Below are 17,682 nucleotides of genomic sequence, written 5' to 3'. Positions count from 1 at the left end.
GGAGATCAACGACGAGTCGTCCATGTCGGCTGACCTCGTACTCTTTACCGCGATGGCCCCCCGAACCCGGCGGCCCCAGGGCGAGGTCACCCGGGGCACGACCGCCCCCAACCGGCTGCGCCGCGTGGACCGCTGGATCGCCGCGACGCAGCGCGCCGCCCTGCGCGCCGCCGACCGTCCGCTCGCCGTGGACCTCGGGTACGGGGCGTCGCCGGTCACGGCCGTCGAGCTTTACACGCGGCTGCGCGCGGTGGCGCCGGGGCTGGAGGTCACCGGCCTGGAGATCGAGCCGGACCGGGTGGCGCGCGGGACGGCGTTCCTCGCCGCGTCCGGGGACGCCTATCCCGGGCTGGCGTTCCGGCGCGGCGGGTTCGAGCTGCCGGTGGACCGTCCGCCCGTGCTCGTCCGCGCGTTCAACGTGCTGCGCCAGTACGACGAGGACGCCGCCTGGCGCGCCTGGGACGACCTGCGCGCCCGCCTGCACCCGGGCGGCGTCCTGGTCGAGGGCACCTGCGACGAGATCGGGCGCCGCGCCGTCTGGGTCGCGCTCGGCCCCGAAGGACCCCGGACGGTCACGTTCGCCGCCCGCGTGGACGCGCTGGACCGGCCGTCGGGCTTCGCCGAGCGGCTGCCGAAGACGCTGATCCACCGCAACGTCCCCGGTGAGCGCGTCCACGCGTTCCTCGCCGAGTTCGACCGCTGCTGGGCCGCCGCCGCGCCGCACTCGGCGTTCGGGCCGCGCGCCCGCTGGGCCGAGGCCGTCGCGCTGCTGGCCCGGACCCAGCCGGTGCTCGCCCGGCCGCCCCTCGGCGGCCGGGCGCGGCGGCGGCTCGGCGAGGTCAGCGTGCCGTGGCGCGCTCTGGCTCCCTGACGCGGCGCTCCAGCACCTCGACCGTGCCGCGCGTGCCGTCCACCCGGACGATGTCGCCCGTGCGCAGCCGCGCCGTCGCGTCGCCCGTCCCGACGACCGCCGGGATGCCGAGCTCGCGCGCCGCGACCACCATGTGCGACAGCGGCGCCCCCACGTCGGTGATCACCGCCGACGCCCGCGTGAACAGCGGCGACCAGCCGATGTTGGTGACCATCGCGACGATGACCTCGCCGTCGCGGAGGTGGTCGCCGTCCTCGGCGTGCGCGAGGACCCGCACCGGGCCCTCCACGACGCCCGCCGAGCCCGCGAAGCCGGGCAGCGTGCCGCCGTCCTCGTCCTGCGCGGCGGGGCCGGGGCCCTCGTAGACGTCGGTCCGGCGGTCCGGGTCGGCGGCCCACGCGAACGGGTCGAACCGGCCCTTGATCAGCGTCGGGTACGGCGGCAGCGCCCGGTACCGCTCGTAGGTGCGGCGGCGGACGGCGACGCGCTCCAGCGGACGCCGGTCCCCGTCGAGCACCGCGAGGATCTCGTCCACCGGCAGGAAGAACACGTCGTCGCCGACCCCGGTCAGCTCCCCGGCGCGCAGCACGAACTGCCGGACGGTCCACAGCGCCCGCACCATCTCCGACCGGACCGCCTCCCGCTGGTACGTCACCCGGGAGAACTTCGCGACGCGCCGCGAGATCCGCGCGGCCTGGCCCGGATGCCGCTCGCGCAGCCGCCACCACGCCCTGCGGCGCTCGCGCCCCCGGTCGCGCAGCAGCGTGACGGCCGCACGCGCCTCGTCCGACACCGGCCCCGGCCACTCGGGGTCCTCGGCGGGACGCGGGGACGCCAGCTCGAACTCCTCCGGCCCCCGGTGCCCCCACCGCTGCCGGTAGGTGTCGCGGCCGACGATCCCGCGCGCGTACCGGGCGAGCCCGACGATCGGGCCGAGCGTCGCCGACGGCGTCCCGTCCGGCGCGGCGACGCCGGTGAGCAGCAGGTTCGCGTCCTCCTCGCCGACGGCGGCGGCGACCGACCGGTGCGTCGCGGGCAGCCCTCCTGCGCTCTGCCCGGAGACGGCCTCCTCCATCTGGCCGCACCGCAGCAGATGCGGGAGGACGTCGTCGTGCCACAGCCGGATCAGGTCCCGCTCGGACGGCGCGTCGGCGACCCGGCGCCGGACGGTGTCGGCGCGGTCCCGCGCTCCCGCGAGGAAGTCGTTCAGCCGCCGCCGGTTCGCCGCGCCGCGCGCCGCCGACCGGGCCGCCACCGGCCCGACCGCGCGCAGCACCGTCCGGCGCGGCAGCGGCGCGGGCTCGGTCTCGGTGTCGCCGGCCAGCCGGTCGAACCGGGCGGCCGGCGGACCGGCGCGTCCGAACGCCCGCGAGATCGCGTTCCGGACGCTCACGTTCTGGTACAGCCGCCCGCCGATGACGCCGAACGTCAGGAAGCCGGGCACCATCGTCGCGGGGACCGACGCCTGGAGGGCCAGCCGCAGCACCGACCAGGTGCACGGCGTCATCACGTCCGCGAGCACCTCGCCGGTCGCGCCGTTGCTCCAGACGTCGTCGCTCGCGATGCTGTCGTTCCACACCTCGGTGTCGCCGAGGCTCGTCACGGGCGTCGCCTGGAGCACCCACGGGACGCCTTCGTGCCGCGCCCACCGCACCACCATCGGCCGTTCGAACAGTTCCTCGACGCGCATCCCGACCTGCGCCAGCTCGGCGGCGTCCCGGGCGGACAGCACCGTCGCGCCGGACGTGCGCCGCGCCGCGACCTTGCCCGACGAGCGGTCCACGACGATCTGCTCGGCCTCACGCCGGCCCGATCCGCCCCGGCCCGCGTTCACGAGCATCTGGCCGGGCGCCTCGCTCATCGGCGCGACCGTGAACAGCGTCCCGGTGGCCTCCGGCTCCAGCATCGACTGGACGACGATCGCCATCGCCGCGTCCTCGTGCCGGATCCCGGCGCGCTGCCGGTAGACGATGGCCTGGGCCGTCCACAGCGACGCCCACACCTCGCGGACGGCCGCCAGCAGCGCGGTGTCGCCGCGCACGCCGAGCCGGGCGAGGTAGCGCCCGCCGAACGCCAGGCCCGCGATCTCCTCCGCGCCCGACGCCCGCACGGCCACCTCGTGCTCGCGGTCGCCGAGGTCGGAGTAGGCCCAGCGGATCGCGCCGCTCAGCTCCGTCCCCGGCTCGTGCCGCGCGAACAGCTCGCCGATCGCGCGTTCCGCCTCGTCGGGGCCGAGGTCGGCGACGGCCGTCAGGATCTCCTCGCCGATCCCGGCCTCCTCGACGTACCGGCGGTACGCCTTCTCCGTCACATGGAACCCGGCCGGGACGCGCAGCCCCGCGATGGCCGTCCGCGCCAGCGCCGCGCCCTTCGCGCCGACGCGGGCGGCGTCGGCCGCGTCCGGATCGGCGAGCGGGAGGACCAGCTCCCGCTCCCAGTCCGTCTCCCACGTCTCCGCCATAGTCCAACCCCCTGGCCTCGCTTGCGTGCGGAGGCGCCTACCCGGCGGGGACGGTCTGAGTCGTCAGTCGCGGTGGAGCCTGTGCGGCGCGGCCTGAGCGCGGGGCTGGACGTCGATCCGGTCGATGTTGACGTGCTCGGGACGCGTCACCGCCCACGCCACGCAGTCCGCGACGTCCTCGGCGACCAGCGGCCCCGGCACGCCCCGGTACGGCTCCTCGGCCCGCGCCGCGTCGCCCCGGAAGCGCACCAGGCTGAACTCCTCGGTCTTCACCAGGCCCGGCGCGATCTCGGTGACCCGCACCGGCTCGGCGACCAGTTCCAGCCGCAGCACCTCGTTCACCGCGTACGCGGCGTGCTTGGCCGCGTTGTAGCCCGCGCCGCCCTCGTAGGGGACGTGCCCCGCCAGCGACGTGATGTTCACCACGTGCCCGGCGCCGCTCGCGACGAGCTTGGGCAGCAGCGTCTTGGTCATCCGCAGCAGCCCGAGGACGTTGGTCTCGTACATCGTCCGCCAGTCCTCGGGGTCGGCGTCGCGAACCGCCTCCAGCCCGATCGCCCCGCCCGCGTTGTTGACGAGCACGTGGCAGGCGTCGAGGCCGGCGGCGAGCGCGTCCACCGAGTCCTGGTCGGTGACGTCCAGGGTGACCGGCGCGACCTTCCCCGCGCCCGGCAGCGCGCCCAGCTCCGCCGCCAGCAGGTCCAGCCGGTCGCGCCGCCGCGCCGCCAGGACGACGTGAAATCCCTCCGCGGCGAGCCGGCGGGCCGTCGCCGCGCCGATCCCGCTGCTCGCACCCGTGATCACAGCCGTTTTGCGCATGTGCCCAGCTTTCCAGGGAAGGGTTCGGTCGGCACCGCCGGGCCCGCCGGGCCCGCCGGGGTTGGGCGGGGAACACCCGGACGGGTGGATAGGTTGCTCTACCGGAGGTGGTGTCCCGGTGTCGGGTCGAATCAGCCGGATCGCGACGATCAGCGTCCACACGTCCCCGCTGGACCAGCCCGGAACGGGCGACGCGGGCGGGATGAACGTCTACATCGTCGAGGTCGCGAAACGGCTGGCCGCCCGCGGCGTCGAGGTGGACGTGTTCACGCGCGCCACGTCCCGCGCCCTGCCGCCGGTCACCGAGCTGGCGCCCGGCGTGAACGTCCGCAACGTCGTCGCGGGGCCGTTCGAGGAACTGGACAAGGGCGAGCTGCCCCGCCAGCTCTGCGGGTTCACCTCCGCCGTGCTGCGCGCCGAGGCGTGCCACGAACCGGGCCACTACGACCTCCTGCACACCCACTACTGGCTGTCGGGACAGGCCGGATGGGCCGCCCGGCACCGGTGGGGGGTCCCGCTCGTCCACTCGATGCACACGATGGCGAAGGTGAAGAACGCCGCGCTCGCCGCCGGGGACCGGCCCGAGCCGGCCGAGCGCGTCCTCGGCGAGCAGCAGGTCGTGGACTGCGCGGACCGGCTCGTCGCCAACACCGCCGAGGAGGCCCGCGAGCTGGTCGACCTCTACGGCGCGGCGCCGTCGCGGGTCGCGACCGTCAGCCCCGGTGTGGACCTCGGCATGTTCGCGCCCGGCTCCACGGGCGAGGTACGGCGGAGGCTCGGGCTGCCGCACGACGCGTTCGTGCTGTTGTTCGTTGGACGCATCCAGCCGCTCAAGGCCCCCGACGTGCTGCTGCGCGCCGTCGCCCGGATGCTGGACGACGACCCCGCGCTGCGGAACCGGCTCGTCGTCGCCGTCGTCGGCGGACCGTCCGGCACCGGACGGCGCCGTCCCGAACAGCTCCAGAAGCTCGCCGCCGACCTCGGGCTCGGCGGCGTCGTGCGTTTCGAGCCGCCGTGCCCGCAGGACGAGCTGGCCGACTGGTACCGCGCGGCCGACATCACCGTCGTCCCGTCCCACAACGAGTCGTTCGGGCTCGTCGCCGTCGAGTCGCAGGCGTGCGGGACGCCCGTCGTCGCGTCCTCGGTCGGAGGGCTGCGCACGGCCGTCCGCGACGGGGACTCCGGCGTGCTCGTGCGCGGCCACGACCCCGCCGCCTACGCCGCCGTCCTGCGCGGCCTGCACGACGACCCCGGCCGCCGGGACCGGCTCGCGCGCGGCGCCGTCCGGCACGCCCGCGCGTTCGGCTGGGACGCCACCGTCGACAGGCTGCTCGAGGTGTACGAAGATGCGACGACCCGCTTTTCCACCACGACCCGTGCGGAGGTGACGGCGTGACGCAGCAGATCGTCGCGACGATCGAGGAGACGCTGCGCGCCGCCGAGCTGGAGTTCGAGCGCCCCCGCCCCGGCGCGTTCTTCGTGAAGCTCCCCGGCGAGCACAAGCTCGCGACCATGACCTGGCTCATCGTCGGCGAGCACAGCCTGCACGTCGAGGCGTTCTTCTGCCGCCGTCCCGACGAGAACCACGCCGACTTCTACCGGTTCCTGCTGGAGAAGAACGGCCGCATGTACGGGATGGCGTTCACGCTGGACGAGGTCGGCGACGTCTACATCGTCGGCCGCGTCCCGCTCGCGTCGGTGTCCGCCGAGGAGGTCGACCGGCTGCTCGGCTGCGTCCTCACCTACTCGGACGAGAACTTCGACAAGGCCCTGGAACGCGGGTTCAAGACGTCCATCCAGAAGGAGTGGGACTGGCGCGTCAAGCGCGGCGAGAGCCTCGCCAACCTGCGCGCGTTCGCGTCGTTCGCCGATCCCGCGAACCGCTGAGCGGGCCGTACACCCCGCACCGATAAACTGCCGCGCATGGCGACCCTGGTTTTGCTCCGGCATGGCGAAAGCGTGTGGAACGCGGAGGGACTGTTCACCGGCTGGGTGGACGTCGACCTCTCCGCGAAGGGCGAGGGGGAGGCGACGCGCGGCGGCGACCTCCTGCTCGACGCGGACCTCACGCCCGACGTCGTCCACACGTCCCTGCTGAAGCGCGCCATCCGCACGGCGGAGATCGCGCTGGACGTCGCGGACCTGTCGTGGATCCAGGTCCGCCGGTCCTGGCGGCTCAACGAGCGGCACTACGGCGCGCTGCAGGGCAAGAACAAGGCCCAGACGCGCGAGGAGTTCGGCGAGGACCAGTTCATGACCTGGCGCCGCTCCTACGACGTCCCGCCGCCCCCGATCAAGGACGACGACCCGCTGTCCCAGGTCAACGACCTGCGGTACGCGTCGCTGCCGTCGGAGCTGATCCCGCGCACCGAGTGCCTCGCCGACGTCGTGGACCGGCTGCTGCCCTACTGGTACGACGCGGTCGTCCCGGACCTCGCCGCCGGACGGACCGTCCTCGTCGCCGCGCACGGCAACTCGCTGCGCGCGCTGGTCAAGCACCTGGACGGGGTCTCCGACGACGCGATCTCCGCGCTGAACATCCCCACCGGGATCCCGCTGCTCTACGAGCTGGACGACGACTTCGCCCCGCTCAAGCGCGGCGGCGAGTACCTGGACCCGACGGCGGCCAAGGCCGCGATCGAGGCCGTGAAGAACCAGGGCGCGTCCACCGGCAAGGCCGAGGCCAAGAAGGGCGGCCGGCGCAAGAAGTGACCCGGGGCGGGGGCGGCCCGCGCCGCCCCCGCGTCCCGCGTCAGGTCAGGTCGTCGACGATGTCGGCGGGCCGCTGCCCGGTCACCAGGTAGACGACGTTCTCCGCGACGACCACCGCGTGGTCGGCGAACCGCTCGAAGTACCGGCCCGCGAGCGTGATGTCCACGGCGGGCTCGACGCCGTGCTTCCACTTCGGCGACAGCAGGATGTCGAACAGCGTGCGGTGCAGGCGGTCCATCGCGTCGTCGTCGGCGTCCAGCTCCAGGCCCAGCTCGACGTCCTTGGACGCGATCACGCTGCCCGCCTTGGCGACCATCCGCTCGGCGATCTGCCCCATCTGGAGCACGGTGGACTGGAGTTCCGGCGGCACGGCCGTCTCCGGGTGCCGCCGCCGCGCCGTCTTCGCGATGTGGACGGCGAGGTCGCCCATCCGCTCCAGGTCGCCGCTCATCCGCAGCGCGGTGATGACCATGCGCAGGTCGCCCGCGACGGGCTGCTGCCGCGCCATCAGGTCGAACACGGTCTCTTCCAGCTCGGCGTCGATCTTGTTGATGTGCTCGTCGCCGCTGATGACCTCTTCCGACAGCCGCAGGTCCGCGTCCAGGAGCGCGGTCACCGCGCGGGCCATCGCGGACCGGACGAGCCGGGTCATCTCGACCAGGCGGTCGGAGAGGGAGTCCAGCTCCTCGTGATAGGCGTCGCGCACCGTTCCTTCTTCCAAACTCGTCGCGGGGACCATGGGGCGTACTCGCCCACGCCACACCTTGCCTTGTCAGGATGAATGCCCTCATAGTGCCAGGTGAACTTTGGGGGAACGAGCCCCCGGACCCCTCCCCGGGGTGCTGTGGGCCGGTGTCGGGCGCTTACGATCCGAAGTGTGCAGGTAGACATCGTCGCCGCGGCGCTCACGGGGGTCGCCGGGCTCGCCGTCGGGCTCGGCGCGGGTCTCGCCGTGCGGCTCACCGAACGCTCCCAGCGGCTGCCCGACGACGCGCCCACCGGCTGGGCGCCCGACGCCGGGCTCGCCCCCGGCGTGGCGACCGTGCTCGGCGTGCTGCGCTCGTCCGCCGTCGTCGTGGACGGCGAGGACCGCGTCCTGCGCGCCAGCCCCGCCGCCCGCGCGTTCGGCATGGTCAGCGGGGACCGCCTCATCGTGGACGAACTGCTGGCGATGGCCCGGCTCGTCCGCCGCGACGGCGAGATCCGCGAGACGGAGCTGCAGCTCGGCGGCGGAAAGGGCCGGCTGCGCCGCGAGGGCCGCTGGTTCGCCGTCCGCGTCGCGCCGCTCGGCACGCACGGGCTCGTGCTCGTCCTCGCCGAGGACCTCACCGAGTCGCGCCGCGTCGAGGCCATGCGCCGTGACTTCGTCGCCAACGTCTCGCACGAGCTGAAGACCCCGGTCGGCGCGCTCGCGCTGCTCGCCGAGACCGTCGAGGGCGCCGCCGACGACCCCGAGGCCGTCCGCCGCTTCTCCGGCCGGATGCAGCACGAGGCCGTCCGGCTCACCAACCTCGTCCAGGACCTCATGACGCTGTCGCGCGTGCAGGGCGAGGAGCCGCTGCCCGAGGTCCGGCCCGTCGCGCTGGACGAGGTCATCGCCGAGTCTTTGGACCGCAGCCAGATCCGCGCGACGTCCAAGAACATCGACCTCGGCTCGGGCGGCGCCACCGGGCTCAAGGTGCGCGGCGACGAGGAACTGCTGGTCACCGCGCTGCGCAACCTCATCGACAACGCCATCGCCTACAGCCCCGAGAACACCCGCGTCGTCGTGTCCACGCGCTGCTGCGACGACGACGGCGACGGGCAGCCCCAGGTCGAGCTGAACGTCACCGACCAGGGCATCGGCATCCCCGCCGGCGAGCTGGACCGCATCTTCGAGCGGTTCTACCGCGTCGACCCCGCCCGGTCCCGGCAGACCGGCGGCACCGGACTCGGACTCGCCATCGTCAAGCACGTCGCCACCAAGCACCACGGCACGGTCTCCGTGTGGAGCGAGGAGGGCCACGGCTCGACGTTCACGCTCAGGCTCCCGCTGCTGACGACCCGTCCGCCGGACGGACCGACGCCCGAGGAGCCTGATCTGTGAGCCCGGCCGCGCACCCGGCACGGCCCCCCACCCGGCGCTGCGGCGCCGTAGCCCGACACCGCACCATCCGCCAGGAGGCAACACCGTGACCCGCGTGCTCGTCGTCGAAGACGAGGAGTCGTTCAGCGACGCCCTGTCGTACAACCTGCGCAAAGAGGGCTTCGAGGTGGCGGTCGCCGCCACGGGCCCGGACGCGCTGGAGCAGTTCGATCAGGCCGGAGCCGATCTCGTCCTCCTGGACCTGATGCTGCCCGGCCTGCCCGGCACCGAGGTGTGCCGTGAGCTGCGCTCCCGATCGAACGTTCCAGTGATCATGCTGACGGCCAAGGACAGCGAGGTGGACAAGGTCGTCGGGCTCGAACTCGGCGCCGACGACTACGTCACCAAGCCGTTCTCCACCCGCGAGCTGATCGCCCGGATGCGCGCCGTGCTGCGGCGGCGCGGCGAGGGCGGCGAGCCCGTCGTCGCGACGCTTGAGGCGGGCCCGGTCCGCATGGACGTGGAACGCCACGTCGTGACCGTCGAGGGCGGCAGCGTCCAGCTCCCGCTGAAGGAGTTCGAGCTGCTGGAGGTGCTGCTCCGCAACGCCGGGCGCGTCCTCACCCGCATGCAGCTCATCGACCGGGTGTGGGGCGCGGACTACGTCGGCGACACCAAGACGCTCGACGTCCACATCAAGCGGCTGCGGGCGAAGATCGAGGACGTCCCGTCCACGCCGCGCCACATCATCACCGTGCGGGGCCTCGGGTACAAGTTCGAGCCCTGATCGGGGCACAGGACCGGGTGTGCACACGGGAGAAAGGGGAGTGGGCCCTGACGGGCGCACTCCCCTTTTCTCGTTCGCTCAGTGCTGCGGCGACTGGGCGGGCGAGCCGCCGCCCGACGTCGGGGCGTCGTTGTTGGCGCCCGGCGTCCCCGGGCCGCCGTTGTGGCCGCCCTGCGTCGGCGCGGGCGACTCCGGCGCCGACGGCGCGGGGCTGCGCGGGACGCCCGCCGACACCGCCGTGTAGGACGCGTACTCGTTCTGCTGCGCGACGACCGGGACGACGACCGTCACCTGGCCCGCGTTCTGGAACGAGAGCGTCAGCCGCAGGTTCTCGCCGCCGAGCAGCGGGCTCTGCAGGCCGGTCAGCACGACGAGCGGCTGCCGGGCGCCGGCCGCCGCCGGGGCGCTCGGGGTCGCGGCGCCCGCGTCGGCGCTCGCCGTCGCGGTCGTCTCCGCGGCGGGCGAGTCGGTCTTCTTCGGCTTCTTGCCCGGCGTCGCCGTGGCGGACGGCTCGGCGGCCGTCTGCGCCGTCCCGAGGAGGTTGGTCAGGCTGCCCCGGCCGTCTCCGGCGCGCGGCGGCAGCGTGATCGCGCTGCCGGTGATCTTCGCCGGGCCGAACTTCTCGGCCGTCACCGAGACGAGCCGGTCCTGCGTCCCGGCCTGGTTGATGATCGACGCGTACAGCGGGACGCGCGCCCCCGGGTCGAGCCGCTCGCCGGGCTTCGGGCCGAGCAGGAACATGTTCCGCACGTCGATCCGGGTGCCGTTCTTCGGCAGCGAGACGTTGACGCCCTCGGTGAGCTGGGTCGGCTCGACGGTCTGGGGCACCTGCCCGGCGCCGCAGCCGGAGATGACCGGCGCGATGGCCACGGCACCCGCGAAGGCGAGTGCCGCCACTCGACGGCTGTTACGGATCACGGCGTCGGTCTCCTCGCGAAAGGCTGGAAAGGGGTTGCGTCAGGGGCGCGTGAGAACGCCAGGCAAAGCGTAGCGAGACCTGATCACCGATCGGCCCCCGGGGTGGCCCGGCGGCGGGAAAACGTCGGTCAGCGCAGTTCCTTGATCCGTCCGACGAGATCGGGCGCCGGCCGGGCCGTGGACAGCGGCAGCGTGCGCGCGTCCGCGACGATTCCGTCGGCCTGGACGAGCACGGCCGTCAAGCCCGCGCCCGCCGTCCCGGCCGCCGGGGCGTAGGCGCCCGCGAGCACGCCGGACGGGTCGGCGACGAGCTGCGGCGACCCCTCGTGCGCGGTGGCGGCGAGGGCGCGCAGCTCGCGGCGGACGGCGTCGCGCGCGAACGTCCGGCCGCGCGTGTCCGCGACGAGCCAGAACCGCAGCTCGAACTCCCGGGCCGTCCCCGACAGCTCCGCGACGAGCCCGGCGCACGCGCAGCCCGGCGGGACGATCCCGATGACTCCCGGCCGCAGCGTGCTGAGGTCGGCCCGTTCGGTGCGCCCGGTGACGAACTCGACGGTCCCCGTCGGGAGCGGCCCGTTGACCTCCCCGGCGGGCGCGGCCGGGTTGCGGGCCAGCAGGGACGCCGTCGGACGCGTCGTCGGACGCGGCCCGAACGCCGTCATGAGCCCGCCGCTGACCAGCGCGGCCAGCAGCGCCAGCGTGATGATCGGGATCGCGACGCCGAAGCGCGTGACGGGGGAGACCAGCCGCGCGGCGCGTTCGCGGCGGCGGCGCCTGCGCTCCTCGCGGCGGTAGGCGAGGACGTCGGCGGCGAGCGCGCTGGCGTCGTCGGGCACGACGACGTCCACCCGAGGGAGCCCGTAGTCGTCGGGCTCGTGGTCGCCGTCTGGCCGCACGCCGCACCTCACCTCGCTGGAACGCCGTATCCTGGGGTATTCGCGCCGTTCGCGCGCTTCGTACCCGCCTGGTCCGGCATGTTCACCTCCAGTATGCGGCGACCGCCGGAAGTCCGGCGGCTCCCGGCCGCCGGACCGGTGTCGCGACCGCTCGTCGACGGGCGCCCGAACGCATGGAACGCTGCCCTTGTCAAGCTCCCAATTAGGGGGTTGACCTGCGCATTTGTCGAGAAGGCCGGTGCGGCGCCCTTCGGGCCCGTGCTAAACTGGTGTCAGCGGAAGGGGTATCTGTCACATGACTTTCCAGGTCGGCGACACCGTCGTCTACCCCCATCACGGGGCTGCTCGAATCGAGGCCATCGAGACCCGCACCATCAAGGACCAGGAGCGCATCTACCTGGTCCTGAAGGTCGACAAGGGCGACCTGACCGTGCGCGTCCCGGTCGAGAACGTCGAAGAAGTGGGCGTCCGGGACGTCGTGGGCAAGGAGGGCCTGGAGAAGGTGTTCGAGGTGCTGCGCGCACCTTACACCGAGGAGCCCACCAACTGGTCCCGCCGGTACAAGGCGAACCTGGAGAAGCTCGCCTCCGGTGACGTCAACAAGGTCGCCGAGGTCGTCCGCGACCTGTGGCGGCGCGACAAGGAGCGCGGGCTCTCGGCCGGCGAGAAGCGCATGCTGGCCAAGGCCCGGCAGATCCTGGTGAGCGAACTCGCGCTCGCCGAGAAGACCAACGAGGACAAGGCCGAGGCCCTCCTCGACGAGGTGCTGGCGAGCTGATCCCCGCGTTGAATCCTGCGGAACGGCTCCCCCGGGTGGGCGTCGGCACGGACGTCCACCCGTTCGGTGACCCCGATCGCCCGCTCTGGGTGGCGGGCCTGCTCTGGCCCGGCGAAGGCCCCGGGCTGGCCGGGCACTCCGACGGCGACGTCGCCGCGCACGCCGCCTGCGACGCGCTGCTCTCGGCCTGCGGGCTCGGTGATCTCGGCGCGGTCTTCGGCACGTCCGACCCCCGCTGGTCCGGCGCGGCGGGGACGACCCTGCTCGCGGAGGTCGCCCGCCTGGTCGCAGAATCCGGCTACGTGATCGGCAACGTCGCGATCCAGGTCATCGGCAACCGGCCCAAGATCGGCAAGCGGCGCGCCGAGGCCGAGGACGTCCTCGCCAAGGCCCTGAACGGGGCGCCGGTCAGCGTCTCGGCGACCACCACCGACGGGCTCGGGCTCACCGGGCGCGGCGAAGGGCTCGCCGCCATCGCGAACGCGCTCGTCCTCCCCGCCCCCTGACCCGGCCGTCCCACCCCTTCACTCGGCCGGCGGGGTCGGGGAGCTGCGGAAGCTGCCGGACGGCGGGTTCCAGTCCCAGATCTCCAGATCGCCGTCCTTGGCGGGCCGCTCGACGTCCTCGCCCTCATCGCCCCGGACGATCCGCTCCTCTTCGGTCAGCGGCGGTTCGGCGGGCACCGGATCGGTCGCCTGCTCGGCGATCGTGCGGACCTGCGCGGGCAGCAGCACCGGCGCGGGCTCGGGGGCTTCTACCTCCGCGTCCGACTCGGGCAGCGGCGGCGCCTTCTCCTCGCGCCGCGCGACCTCCAGCTCGTCCGCCCGCGTCTCGCGCCGCACGACGTCGGGCTCGTCCTCGACTACCTGCGCGTCCGCACGCGTGTCGCGTCGCGTGACTTCCGGCTCGTCCTCGGCCGCGCGCATGTCGCGCTGCGTGGCGTCGGGCTCGTCCCCGGCCGCACGTGTGTCGCGCCGCGTCGCGTCGGGCTCGTCCTCGGCCGCACGTGTGTCGCGCCGCGTGGCGTCGGGCTCGTCCTCGGCCGTGCGCGACTCGCGTTGCGTTAGGTCGGGCTCCTCGGCTGCGCGCGACTCGCGTCGCGTACCGTCCTCGGTCGCGCGGATGTCGCGCCGCGTGGTGGCCGGTTCGTCGTCCAGTGCCTCGCCGGTGTCGTGCGGGCCGTCCAGCGCGGGCTCGTCGTCGTCGGCCCAGGCGACCTCGCGCATCGGGCGGGCGTCGTGCCGGGGGATCTCGCGGGTCTCGTTCCACGCGGCGCCGGTCTCGGTGCGGGCCGCCCAGACGGCGCCGAAGTCCTCGTCCGGCGCGGGGGCGGGCGGCGGGACGAGCGCGAACTCGAACTCGGGCTCGGGCTCGGCGTCCGGCAGCGGCGGCGCGTCGGCCTCGCGGCGGACCGGCGCGTCCGGGACGGGGCCGGGCGAGCGCTCCGCCGCCGTCCGGACCTGCTTGATCATCGTCAGCCACAGCCACACCGCGACGGCCAGCATGACGTTCGGCGCGACCGCGACCCCGGCCTTCACCGCGTCCGAGGGAAGCGACCCGTAGCCCCGCACCGCGTGCTGCACGGCGAGCGCGGCGCCGCCCGCGAGCAGGACGAGCAGCAGCAGCCACCGCAGCGTCCGCGCGAACCAGTGCGCGCGGCGCGCGACCACGACCGCCAGCAGCGCGACGACGAGCAGCGTGTCGGCCATGACGGGGTAGGCGGGCGCCCAGCGTCCCTCGACGCCGCCGGTGCGGGCGAGGACGCGCAGCGGTTCGTAGGTCAGCACGAACCCGGCCCCGGCGAGGACCAGGACGGCGAGCGCCGCCGACCAGGTGAAGAACCGGCCGGGGCGCGGGCTGGGGGAGGACGACGGCATCGCGGGCTCTCTCCGGGGGAAGGGGTCCGGTCCCGGTGGATGCCCGTTCGCGGCCGGGTCATCCACGGAGGCGCGGTGATCATTCCGCTGCCGCGACCCTAGCCGTTCCGCGCGGCCGAGCGTGGGAGGCCCGCTCCGGACGATGCTCCCTACCCTTGAACCGTGCCTCTGAAGCGCCGCATCCCATAACCTGGATCGGTGAGCCTGCACCTCTATGACACCGGCAGCCGTACCGTCCGCGTTTTCGAGCCCCTTCGCGAGGGCCGCGTCGGGATGTACGTCTGTGGTGCCACTCCGCAGGCCGCGCCCCACATCGGCCATCTGCGCTCCGGCGTCATCTACGACGTGCTGCTGCGGTGGCTGCTGCGCTCGGGGTACGAGGTGATGTTCGTCCGGAACGTCACCGACGTGGACGACAAGATCCTCGCCGTCGCGCACGCCTCCGGTACCCCGTGGTTCGCGATCGCCGAGGGCAACCAGCGGGTGTTCGGCCGGGGCTACGACACGCTCGGCTGCCTGCCGCCGACGGTCGAGCCGCGCGCGACCGGGCACGTCCCGGAGATGATCGTCCTGATGCGGCGGCTGATCAAGAACGGGCACGCCTACGCGGCGGGCCGCGACGTGTACTTCGACGTCCCGTCCTGGGCGGACGAGTACGGCGCGCTGTCCAACCAGAAGCTGGAGCACATGCGCCCGTCCGGCGACGTCGTCGACGAGGAGGCCAAGCGCGACCCGCGCGACTTCGCGCTGTGGAAGGGCGCCAAGCCCGGCGAGCCGTCCTGGGAGACGCCGTGGGGCGAGGGGCGTCCGGGCTGGCACCTGGAGTGCTCGGCGATGGCGTCCCGCTACCTCGGCGCGGAGTTCGACATCCACGGCGGCGGCATGGACCTGATCTTCCCGCACCATGAGAACGAGATCGCCCAGTCCCGGGCGGCCGGGGACGCGTTCGCCCGGTACTGGCTGCACAACGGCCTGCTCACCGTGGACGGCGAGAAGATGAGCAAGTCCATCGGGAACGTCGTGCTGCTGCCCGAGCTGCTGGGCCTGGCCCGTCCGGTGGAGATCCGGTACTACCTGGCGTCCGCGCACTACCGGTCGCTGCTGGACTTCTCGCGGACCGCGCTCGGCGAGGCCGTGTCGGCCTACCAGCGGATCGAGGGGTTCGTGACGCGCGCCGCCGAACTGGCCGGCCCGGTCGGGCCCGGCGACCTGCCGACGGCGTTCGCGGACGCGATGGACGACGACCTCGGCGTCCCGCAGGCGCTCGCGATCGTCCACGAGACCGTCCGGGAGGGCAACAACGCGCTCGCGGCCGGGGACGCGGCGGGCACGGCGGCGGCGCTGGCGGCGGTCCGCGCGATGACGGGCGTCCTCGGCCTGGACCCGCTGGACGAGCAGTGGGCGGGGAGCGCCGAGAACGACCTGCGCCCCGTCGTGGACGCCCTGATCCGCGTCGCGCTCGACCAGCGGCAGGCCGCGCGGGCGCGCAAGGACTACGTCGCCGCCGACGGGATCCGCGACAGCCTCGCCGAGGCCGGGATCCTCATCGAGGACACCGCGCACGGGCCGCGCTGGGAGCTGAAGCGTTCCTGACGAACCGGGCGGGAACGGGTCCGGGGACGAGTACGGTCGGAGACCGGGACTCCCCCTACCCCGAGGCGGTGCGACGTGTTCGAGCGGTTCACCGGCCGCGCCCGCGCGGCGATCGCGGCGGCGCGGGACGAGGCGCGGCGGCTGCGGCACGACCATGTCGGCACCGAGCACCTGCTGCTGGGCCTGCTCGGTGCCGCCGACGATCCGGCCGCTGCGGCGCTGGCGGACGCGGGCGTGACGGCCGACGCCGCCCGCGCCCGCGTCGCCGAGCTGACGGCCCGCGCGGACGGCGGGACGGCCGGCGAGATCCCGTTCACCCCGCGCGCGAAGGCGGCGCTGGAGCTGGCGCTGCGGGAGGCGCGGCGGCTGGACGCCGAGTCGATCGACACCGGGCACGTCCTGCTCGGCGTGCTCCGGGAGGGCGCCGGACGCGGCGTCGCCGTCCTGACCGGCCTCGGCGCCGACCCGGCCGCCCTGCGCGCGGACCTGCTGGAGCGGTGCGGCGGGCCGCGCGCCGAGCCGTTCCTGCCGGGCGCGCGGCCGTCCACCGCCCGCCGCCTGGACGCCATCGAGCGGCGGCTGGAGAGCATCGAGACGCTCCTGGCGAGCGTCGTGGCCCGCATGGACCGGACGTGACGCCTCCGCGCGCCGCGTAAAATCGGAAGGTCCGCCCCCGAACCCGTGCGGGCGTCCGCCACCCGCAACCACATCCGAGGGACAGACATGGCCAAGCGCAAGGGCAAGGGACCGACCCCCAAGGCCGAGGACCGGCACTGGCACGCCAAGCGGCAGCGCGCCCGCGCCGTCAAGAGCGCCAAGCGCACCGGCACGCCGACGGCCGGGCCGACCGCGCCCGCGGCCCGTCCCGGCGACCGCGACCAGGTCCGCAAGAGCCGTCCGGCGGGCGCGCGGCGGGCCAACGGCGAGACGCCGGAGCTGGTCACCGGCCGCAACCCGGTGGTCGAGGCACTGCGCGCGGGCGTCCCGGGCAGCGCGCTGTACGTGTCGGAGGGCCGGGACGACCGCGTCCGCGAGGCGATCCAGATCGCGGCGGACCGGCGGATCCCGCTGATGGAGATCGGCCGCGCCGAACTGGACCGGCTGACCGACGGGGCCGTCCACCAGGGCCTCGCGCTCCAGGTCCGGCCGTACCGGTACGCGCACGCCGAGGACCTGCTGCGCGGCACCGCGCCGCTGATCGTCGCGGTGGACGGCATCACCGACCCGCGCAACCTCGGCGCGATCGTCCGGTCGGCGGCGGCGTTCGGCGCGAGCGGCGTCGTGGTGCCCGAGCGGCGCGCGGCCGGGGTGACGGCGGGCGCGTGGAAGGCGTCGGCGGGCACGCTCGCGGCGATCCCCGTCGCGCAGACGACGAACCTCGCGCGGCAGCTCAAGGCGTACCAGAAGGCCGGGTGCTTCGTGGCCGGGCTGGACGCGGCGGGCACCGTCCCGGTCGGGGAGATCGAGGTCGCCGACGGGCCGTTCGTGCTGGTCGTGGGCTCGGAGGGCAAGGGCATCGGACGCCTGGTCGCCGAGACGTGCGACCTGCTGGTCACGATCCCGATGCCGGGCGCGGCCGAGTCCCTGAACGCGGGCGTCGCGGCGGGGATCGCGCTGTACGAGGCCTCGCGGCTGCGGTCGTCCTGACCGCGCGTACGCTGGGAACGAGCAGAAGGGGGCACCCGAGATGGCATTGCGCCGCCCGTCGTTCCTGCCGTCGCTGGACGAGCTGGAGAACCAGGTGGAGGCACAGGCCGCCGCCCAGGCCCCGAGCAAGAGCGCGTACTTCGACCACCCGATCGCCAAGAACATCTTCTGGATCTCGCTGATCCTGGTGATCGTGTCGCACCTGGTCGCGCTGTCACTGTTCTTCTTCGTCGACTGATCCGCGCCACGGCGGGTAGG

General features: G+C 74.2%; 18 protein-coding genes. 12 read left to right on the top strand and 6 right to left on the bottom strand.

What is annotated here, in order from left to right; translation table 11 throughout:
* Nucleotides 1-52: 52 nt before the first annotated feature.
* Nucleotides 53-871 (top strand): class I SAM-dependent methyltransferase, encoded by an 819-nt coding sequence (locus BTM25_RS00310; protein ID WP_103560753.1) that lies wholly within the window; start codon nucleotides 53-55, stop codon nucleotides 869-871.
* Here BTM25_RS00310 and BTM25_RS00305 read toward each other — a convergent pair.
* Entirely contained in the window at nucleotides 840-3,332 is a 2,493-nt protein-coding gene (locus BTM25_RS00305) for a PEP/pyruvate-binding domain-containing protein (protein ID WP_103560752.1), read from the bottom strand. The genes BTM25_RS00310 and BTM25_RS00305 overlap by 32 nt on opposite strands.
* 63 nt (nucleotides 3,333-3,395) lie before the next feature.
* Entirely contained in the window at nucleotides 3,396-4,151 is a 756-nt protein-coding gene (locus BTM25_RS00300; RefSeq protein WP_103560751.1) for an SDR family NAD(P)-dependent oxidoreductase, read from the bottom strand.
* A 118-nt stretch (nucleotides 4,152-4,269) separates the two neighbouring features.
* Between BTM25_RS00300 and mshA the strand changes: the two genes are divergently transcribed.
* From mshA to BTM25_RS00285, 3 genes are read left to right on the top strand one after another with little or no spacing between them, the layout of a single operon-like run.
* Complete coding sequence (mshA, locus tag BTM25_RS00295) at nucleotides 4,270-5,547, top strand: D-inositol-3-phosphate glycosyltransferase (protein WP_103560750.1); 1,278 nt, start codon at nucleotides 4,270-4,272, stop codon at nucleotides 5,545-5,547.
* Nucleotides 5,544-6,038: a type III secretion system chaperone family protein gene (locus tag BTM25_RS00290; protein WP_103560749.1), complete on the top strand. Its 495-nt coding sequence runs from the start codon at nucleotides 5,544-5,546 to the stop codon at nucleotides 6,036-6,038. Before mshA ends, BTM25_RS00290 begins: the two co-directional genes overlap by 4 nt.
* Nucleotides 6,039-6,074: 36 nt before the next feature.
* Nucleotides 6,075-6,863: a phosphoglyceromutase gene (locus tag BTM25_RS00285; RefSeq protein WP_103560748.1), complete on the top strand. Its 789-nt coding sequence runs from the start codon at nucleotides 6,075-6,077 to the stop codon at nucleotides 6,861-6,863.
* Between the two features lie 40 nt (nucleotides 6,864-6,903).
* Here the strand turns inward: BTM25_RS00285 and phoU are convergent, their stop codons facing one another.
* Nucleotides 6,904-7,569 carry a phosphate signaling complex protein PhoU gene (phoU, locus tag BTM25_RS00280; RefSeq protein WP_103560747.1) on the bottom strand — a complete coding sequence of 222 codons (666 nt, stop codon included), beginning with the start codon at nucleotides 7,567-7,569 and terminating at the stop codon, nucleotides 6,904-6,906.
* A gap of 171 nt (nucleotides 7,570-7,740) precedes the next feature.
* On the opposite strand from phoU, the gene BTM25_RS00275 reads away from it, so the two are divergent.
* Nucleotides 7,741-8,949 carry a sensor histidine kinase gene (locus BTM25_RS00275; protein ID WP_103560746.1) on the top strand — a complete coding sequence of 403 codons (1,209 nt, stop codon included), beginning with the start codon at nucleotides 7,741-7,743 and terminating at the stop codon, nucleotides 8,947-8,949.
* 85 nt (nucleotides 8,950-9,034) lie between these two features.
* On the top strand, nucleotides 9,035-9,715 hold the full coding sequence (locus tag BTM25_RS00270; protein WP_103560745.1) for a response regulator transcription factor: 681 nt from the start codon (nucleotides 9,035-9,037) through the stop codon (nucleotides 9,713-9,715).
* Nucleotides 9,716-9,793: 78 nt separating this feature from the next.
* Here BTM25_RS00270 and BTM25_RS00265 read toward each other — a convergent pair whose 3' ends face one another.
* Together BTM25_RS00265 and BTM25_RS00260 are read right to left on the bottom strand one after the other, a co-directional pair.
* A complete protein-coding gene (locus tag BTM25_RS00265) occupies nucleotides 9,794-10,612 on the bottom strand; it encodes a hypothetical protein (protein ID WP_103560744.1) in 819 nt (272 codons plus the stop codon).
* A gap of 149 nt (nucleotides 10,613-10,761) precedes the next feature.
* Complete coding sequence (locus tag BTM25_RS00260) at nucleotides 10,762-11,529, bottom strand: hypothetical protein (RefSeq protein ID WP_103560743.1); 768 nt, start codon at nucleotides 11,527-11,529, stop codon at nucleotides 10,762-10,764.
* 295 nt (nucleotides 11,530-11,824) lie between these two features.
* Here BTM25_RS00260 and BTM25_RS00255 point away from each other — a divergent pair, with 295 nt between their 5' ends.
* Both BTM25_RS00255 and ispF read left to right on the top strand, forming a co-directional pair.
* Nucleotides 11,825-12,307, top strand: a complete 483-nt coding sequence (locus BTM25_RS00255; protein ID WP_019632798.1) for a CarD family transcriptional regulator — start codon at nucleotides 11,825-11,827, stop codon at nucleotides 12,305-12,307.
* A 35-nt stretch (nucleotides 12,308-12,342) separates the two neighbouring features.
* Nucleotides 12,343-12,813: a 2-C-methyl-D-erythritol 2,4-cyclodiphosphate synthase gene (ispF, locus tag BTM25_RS00250; protein ID WP_205647926.1), complete on the top strand. Its 471-nt coding sequence runs from the start codon at nucleotides 12,343-12,345 to the stop codon at nucleotides 12,811-12,813.
* 18 nt (nucleotides 12,814-12,831) lie between these two features.
* Here ispF and BTM25_RS00245 read toward each other — a convergent pair whose 3' ends face one another.
* Nucleotides 12,832-14,184, bottom strand: coding sequence for a DUF2637 domain-containing protein (locus tag BTM25_RS00245; RefSeq protein ID WP_103560742.1), 1,353 nt, complete (start codon nucleotides 14,182-14,184; stop codon nucleotides 12,832-12,834).
* Between the two features lie 198 nt (nucleotides 14,185-14,382).
* On the opposite strand from BTM25_RS00245, the gene cysS reads away from it, so the two are divergent.
* From cysS to BTM25_RS00225, 4 genes are all read left to right on the top strand, one after another.
* Nucleotides 14,383-15,777 (top strand): cysteine--tRNA ligase, encoded by a 1,395-nt coding sequence (cysS, locus tag BTM25_RS00240; protein WP_103560741.1) that lies wholly within the window; start codon nucleotides 14,383-14,385, stop codon nucleotides 15,775-15,777.
* Between the two features lie 75 nt (nucleotides 15,778-15,852).
* The gene (locus BTM25_RS00235) at nucleotides 15,853-16,413 is read left to right on the top strand and encodes a Clp protease N-terminal domain-containing protein (protein WP_103560740.1); all 561 of its coding nucleotides are present in this window, start codon (nucleotides 15,853-15,855) and stop codon (nucleotides 16,411-16,413) included.
* A gap of 87 nt (nucleotides 16,414-16,500) precedes the next feature.
* On the top strand, nucleotides 16,501-17,424 hold the full coding sequence (gene rlmB / locus BTM25_RS00230; RefSeq protein WP_103560739.1) for a 23S rRNA (guanosine(2251)-2'-O)-methyltransferase RlmB: 924 nt from the start codon (nucleotides 16,501-16,503) through the stop codon (nucleotides 17,422-17,424).
* A 40-nt stretch (nucleotides 17,425-17,464) separates the two neighbouring features.
* Complete coding sequence (locus tag BTM25_RS00225) at nucleotides 17,465-17,662, top strand: hypothetical protein (protein WP_146058904.1); 198 nt, start codon at nucleotides 17,465-17,467, stop codon at nucleotides 17,660-17,662.
* Nucleotides 17,663-17,682: the final 20 nt, after the last annotated feature.

The organism is Actinomadura rubteroloni (assembly GCF_002911665.1).
In the GTDB taxonomy this organism is placed as follows: Bacteria; Actinomycetota; Actinomycetes; order Streptosporangiales; family Streptosporangiaceae; genus Spirillospora; species Spirillospora rubteroloni.
This window is presented reverse-complemented; position numbering and strand designations above follow the sequence as displayed.

Coding starts and splice junctions, on each gene's coding strand:
- rlmB (WP_103560739.1), top strand. CDS start 16,501: ATGGCCAAGCGCAAGGGCAAGGGACCGACCCCCAAGGCCGAGGACCGG.
- BTM25_RS00255 (WP_019632798.1), top strand. CDS start 11,825: ATGACTTTCCAGGTCGGCGACACCGTCGTCTACCCCCATCACGGGGCT.
- BTM25_RS00310 (WP_103560753.1), top strand. CDS start 53: ATGGCCCCCCGAACCCGGCGGCCCCAGGGCGAGGTCACCCGGGGCACG.
- BTM25_RS00300 (WP_103560751.1), bottom strand. CDS start 4,151: ATGCGCAAAACGGCTGTGATCACGGGTGCGAGCAGCGGGATCGGCGCG.
- BTM25_RS00285 (WP_103560748.1), top strand. CDS start 6,075: ATGGCGACCCTGGTTTTGCTCCGGCATGGCGAAAGCGTGTGGAACGCG.
- BTM25_RS00305 (WP_103560752.1), bottom strand. CDS start 3,332: ATGGCGGAGACGTGGGAGACGGACTGGGAGCGGGAGCTGGTCCTCCCG.
- BTM25_RS00225 (WP_146058904.1), top strand. CDS start 17,465: ATGGCATTGCGCCGCCCGTCGTTCCTGCCGTCGCTGGACGAGCTGGAG.
- BTM25_RS00245 (WP_103560742.1), bottom strand. CDS start 14,184: ATGCCGTCGTCCTCCCCCAGCCCGCGCCCCGGCCGGTTCTTCACCTGG.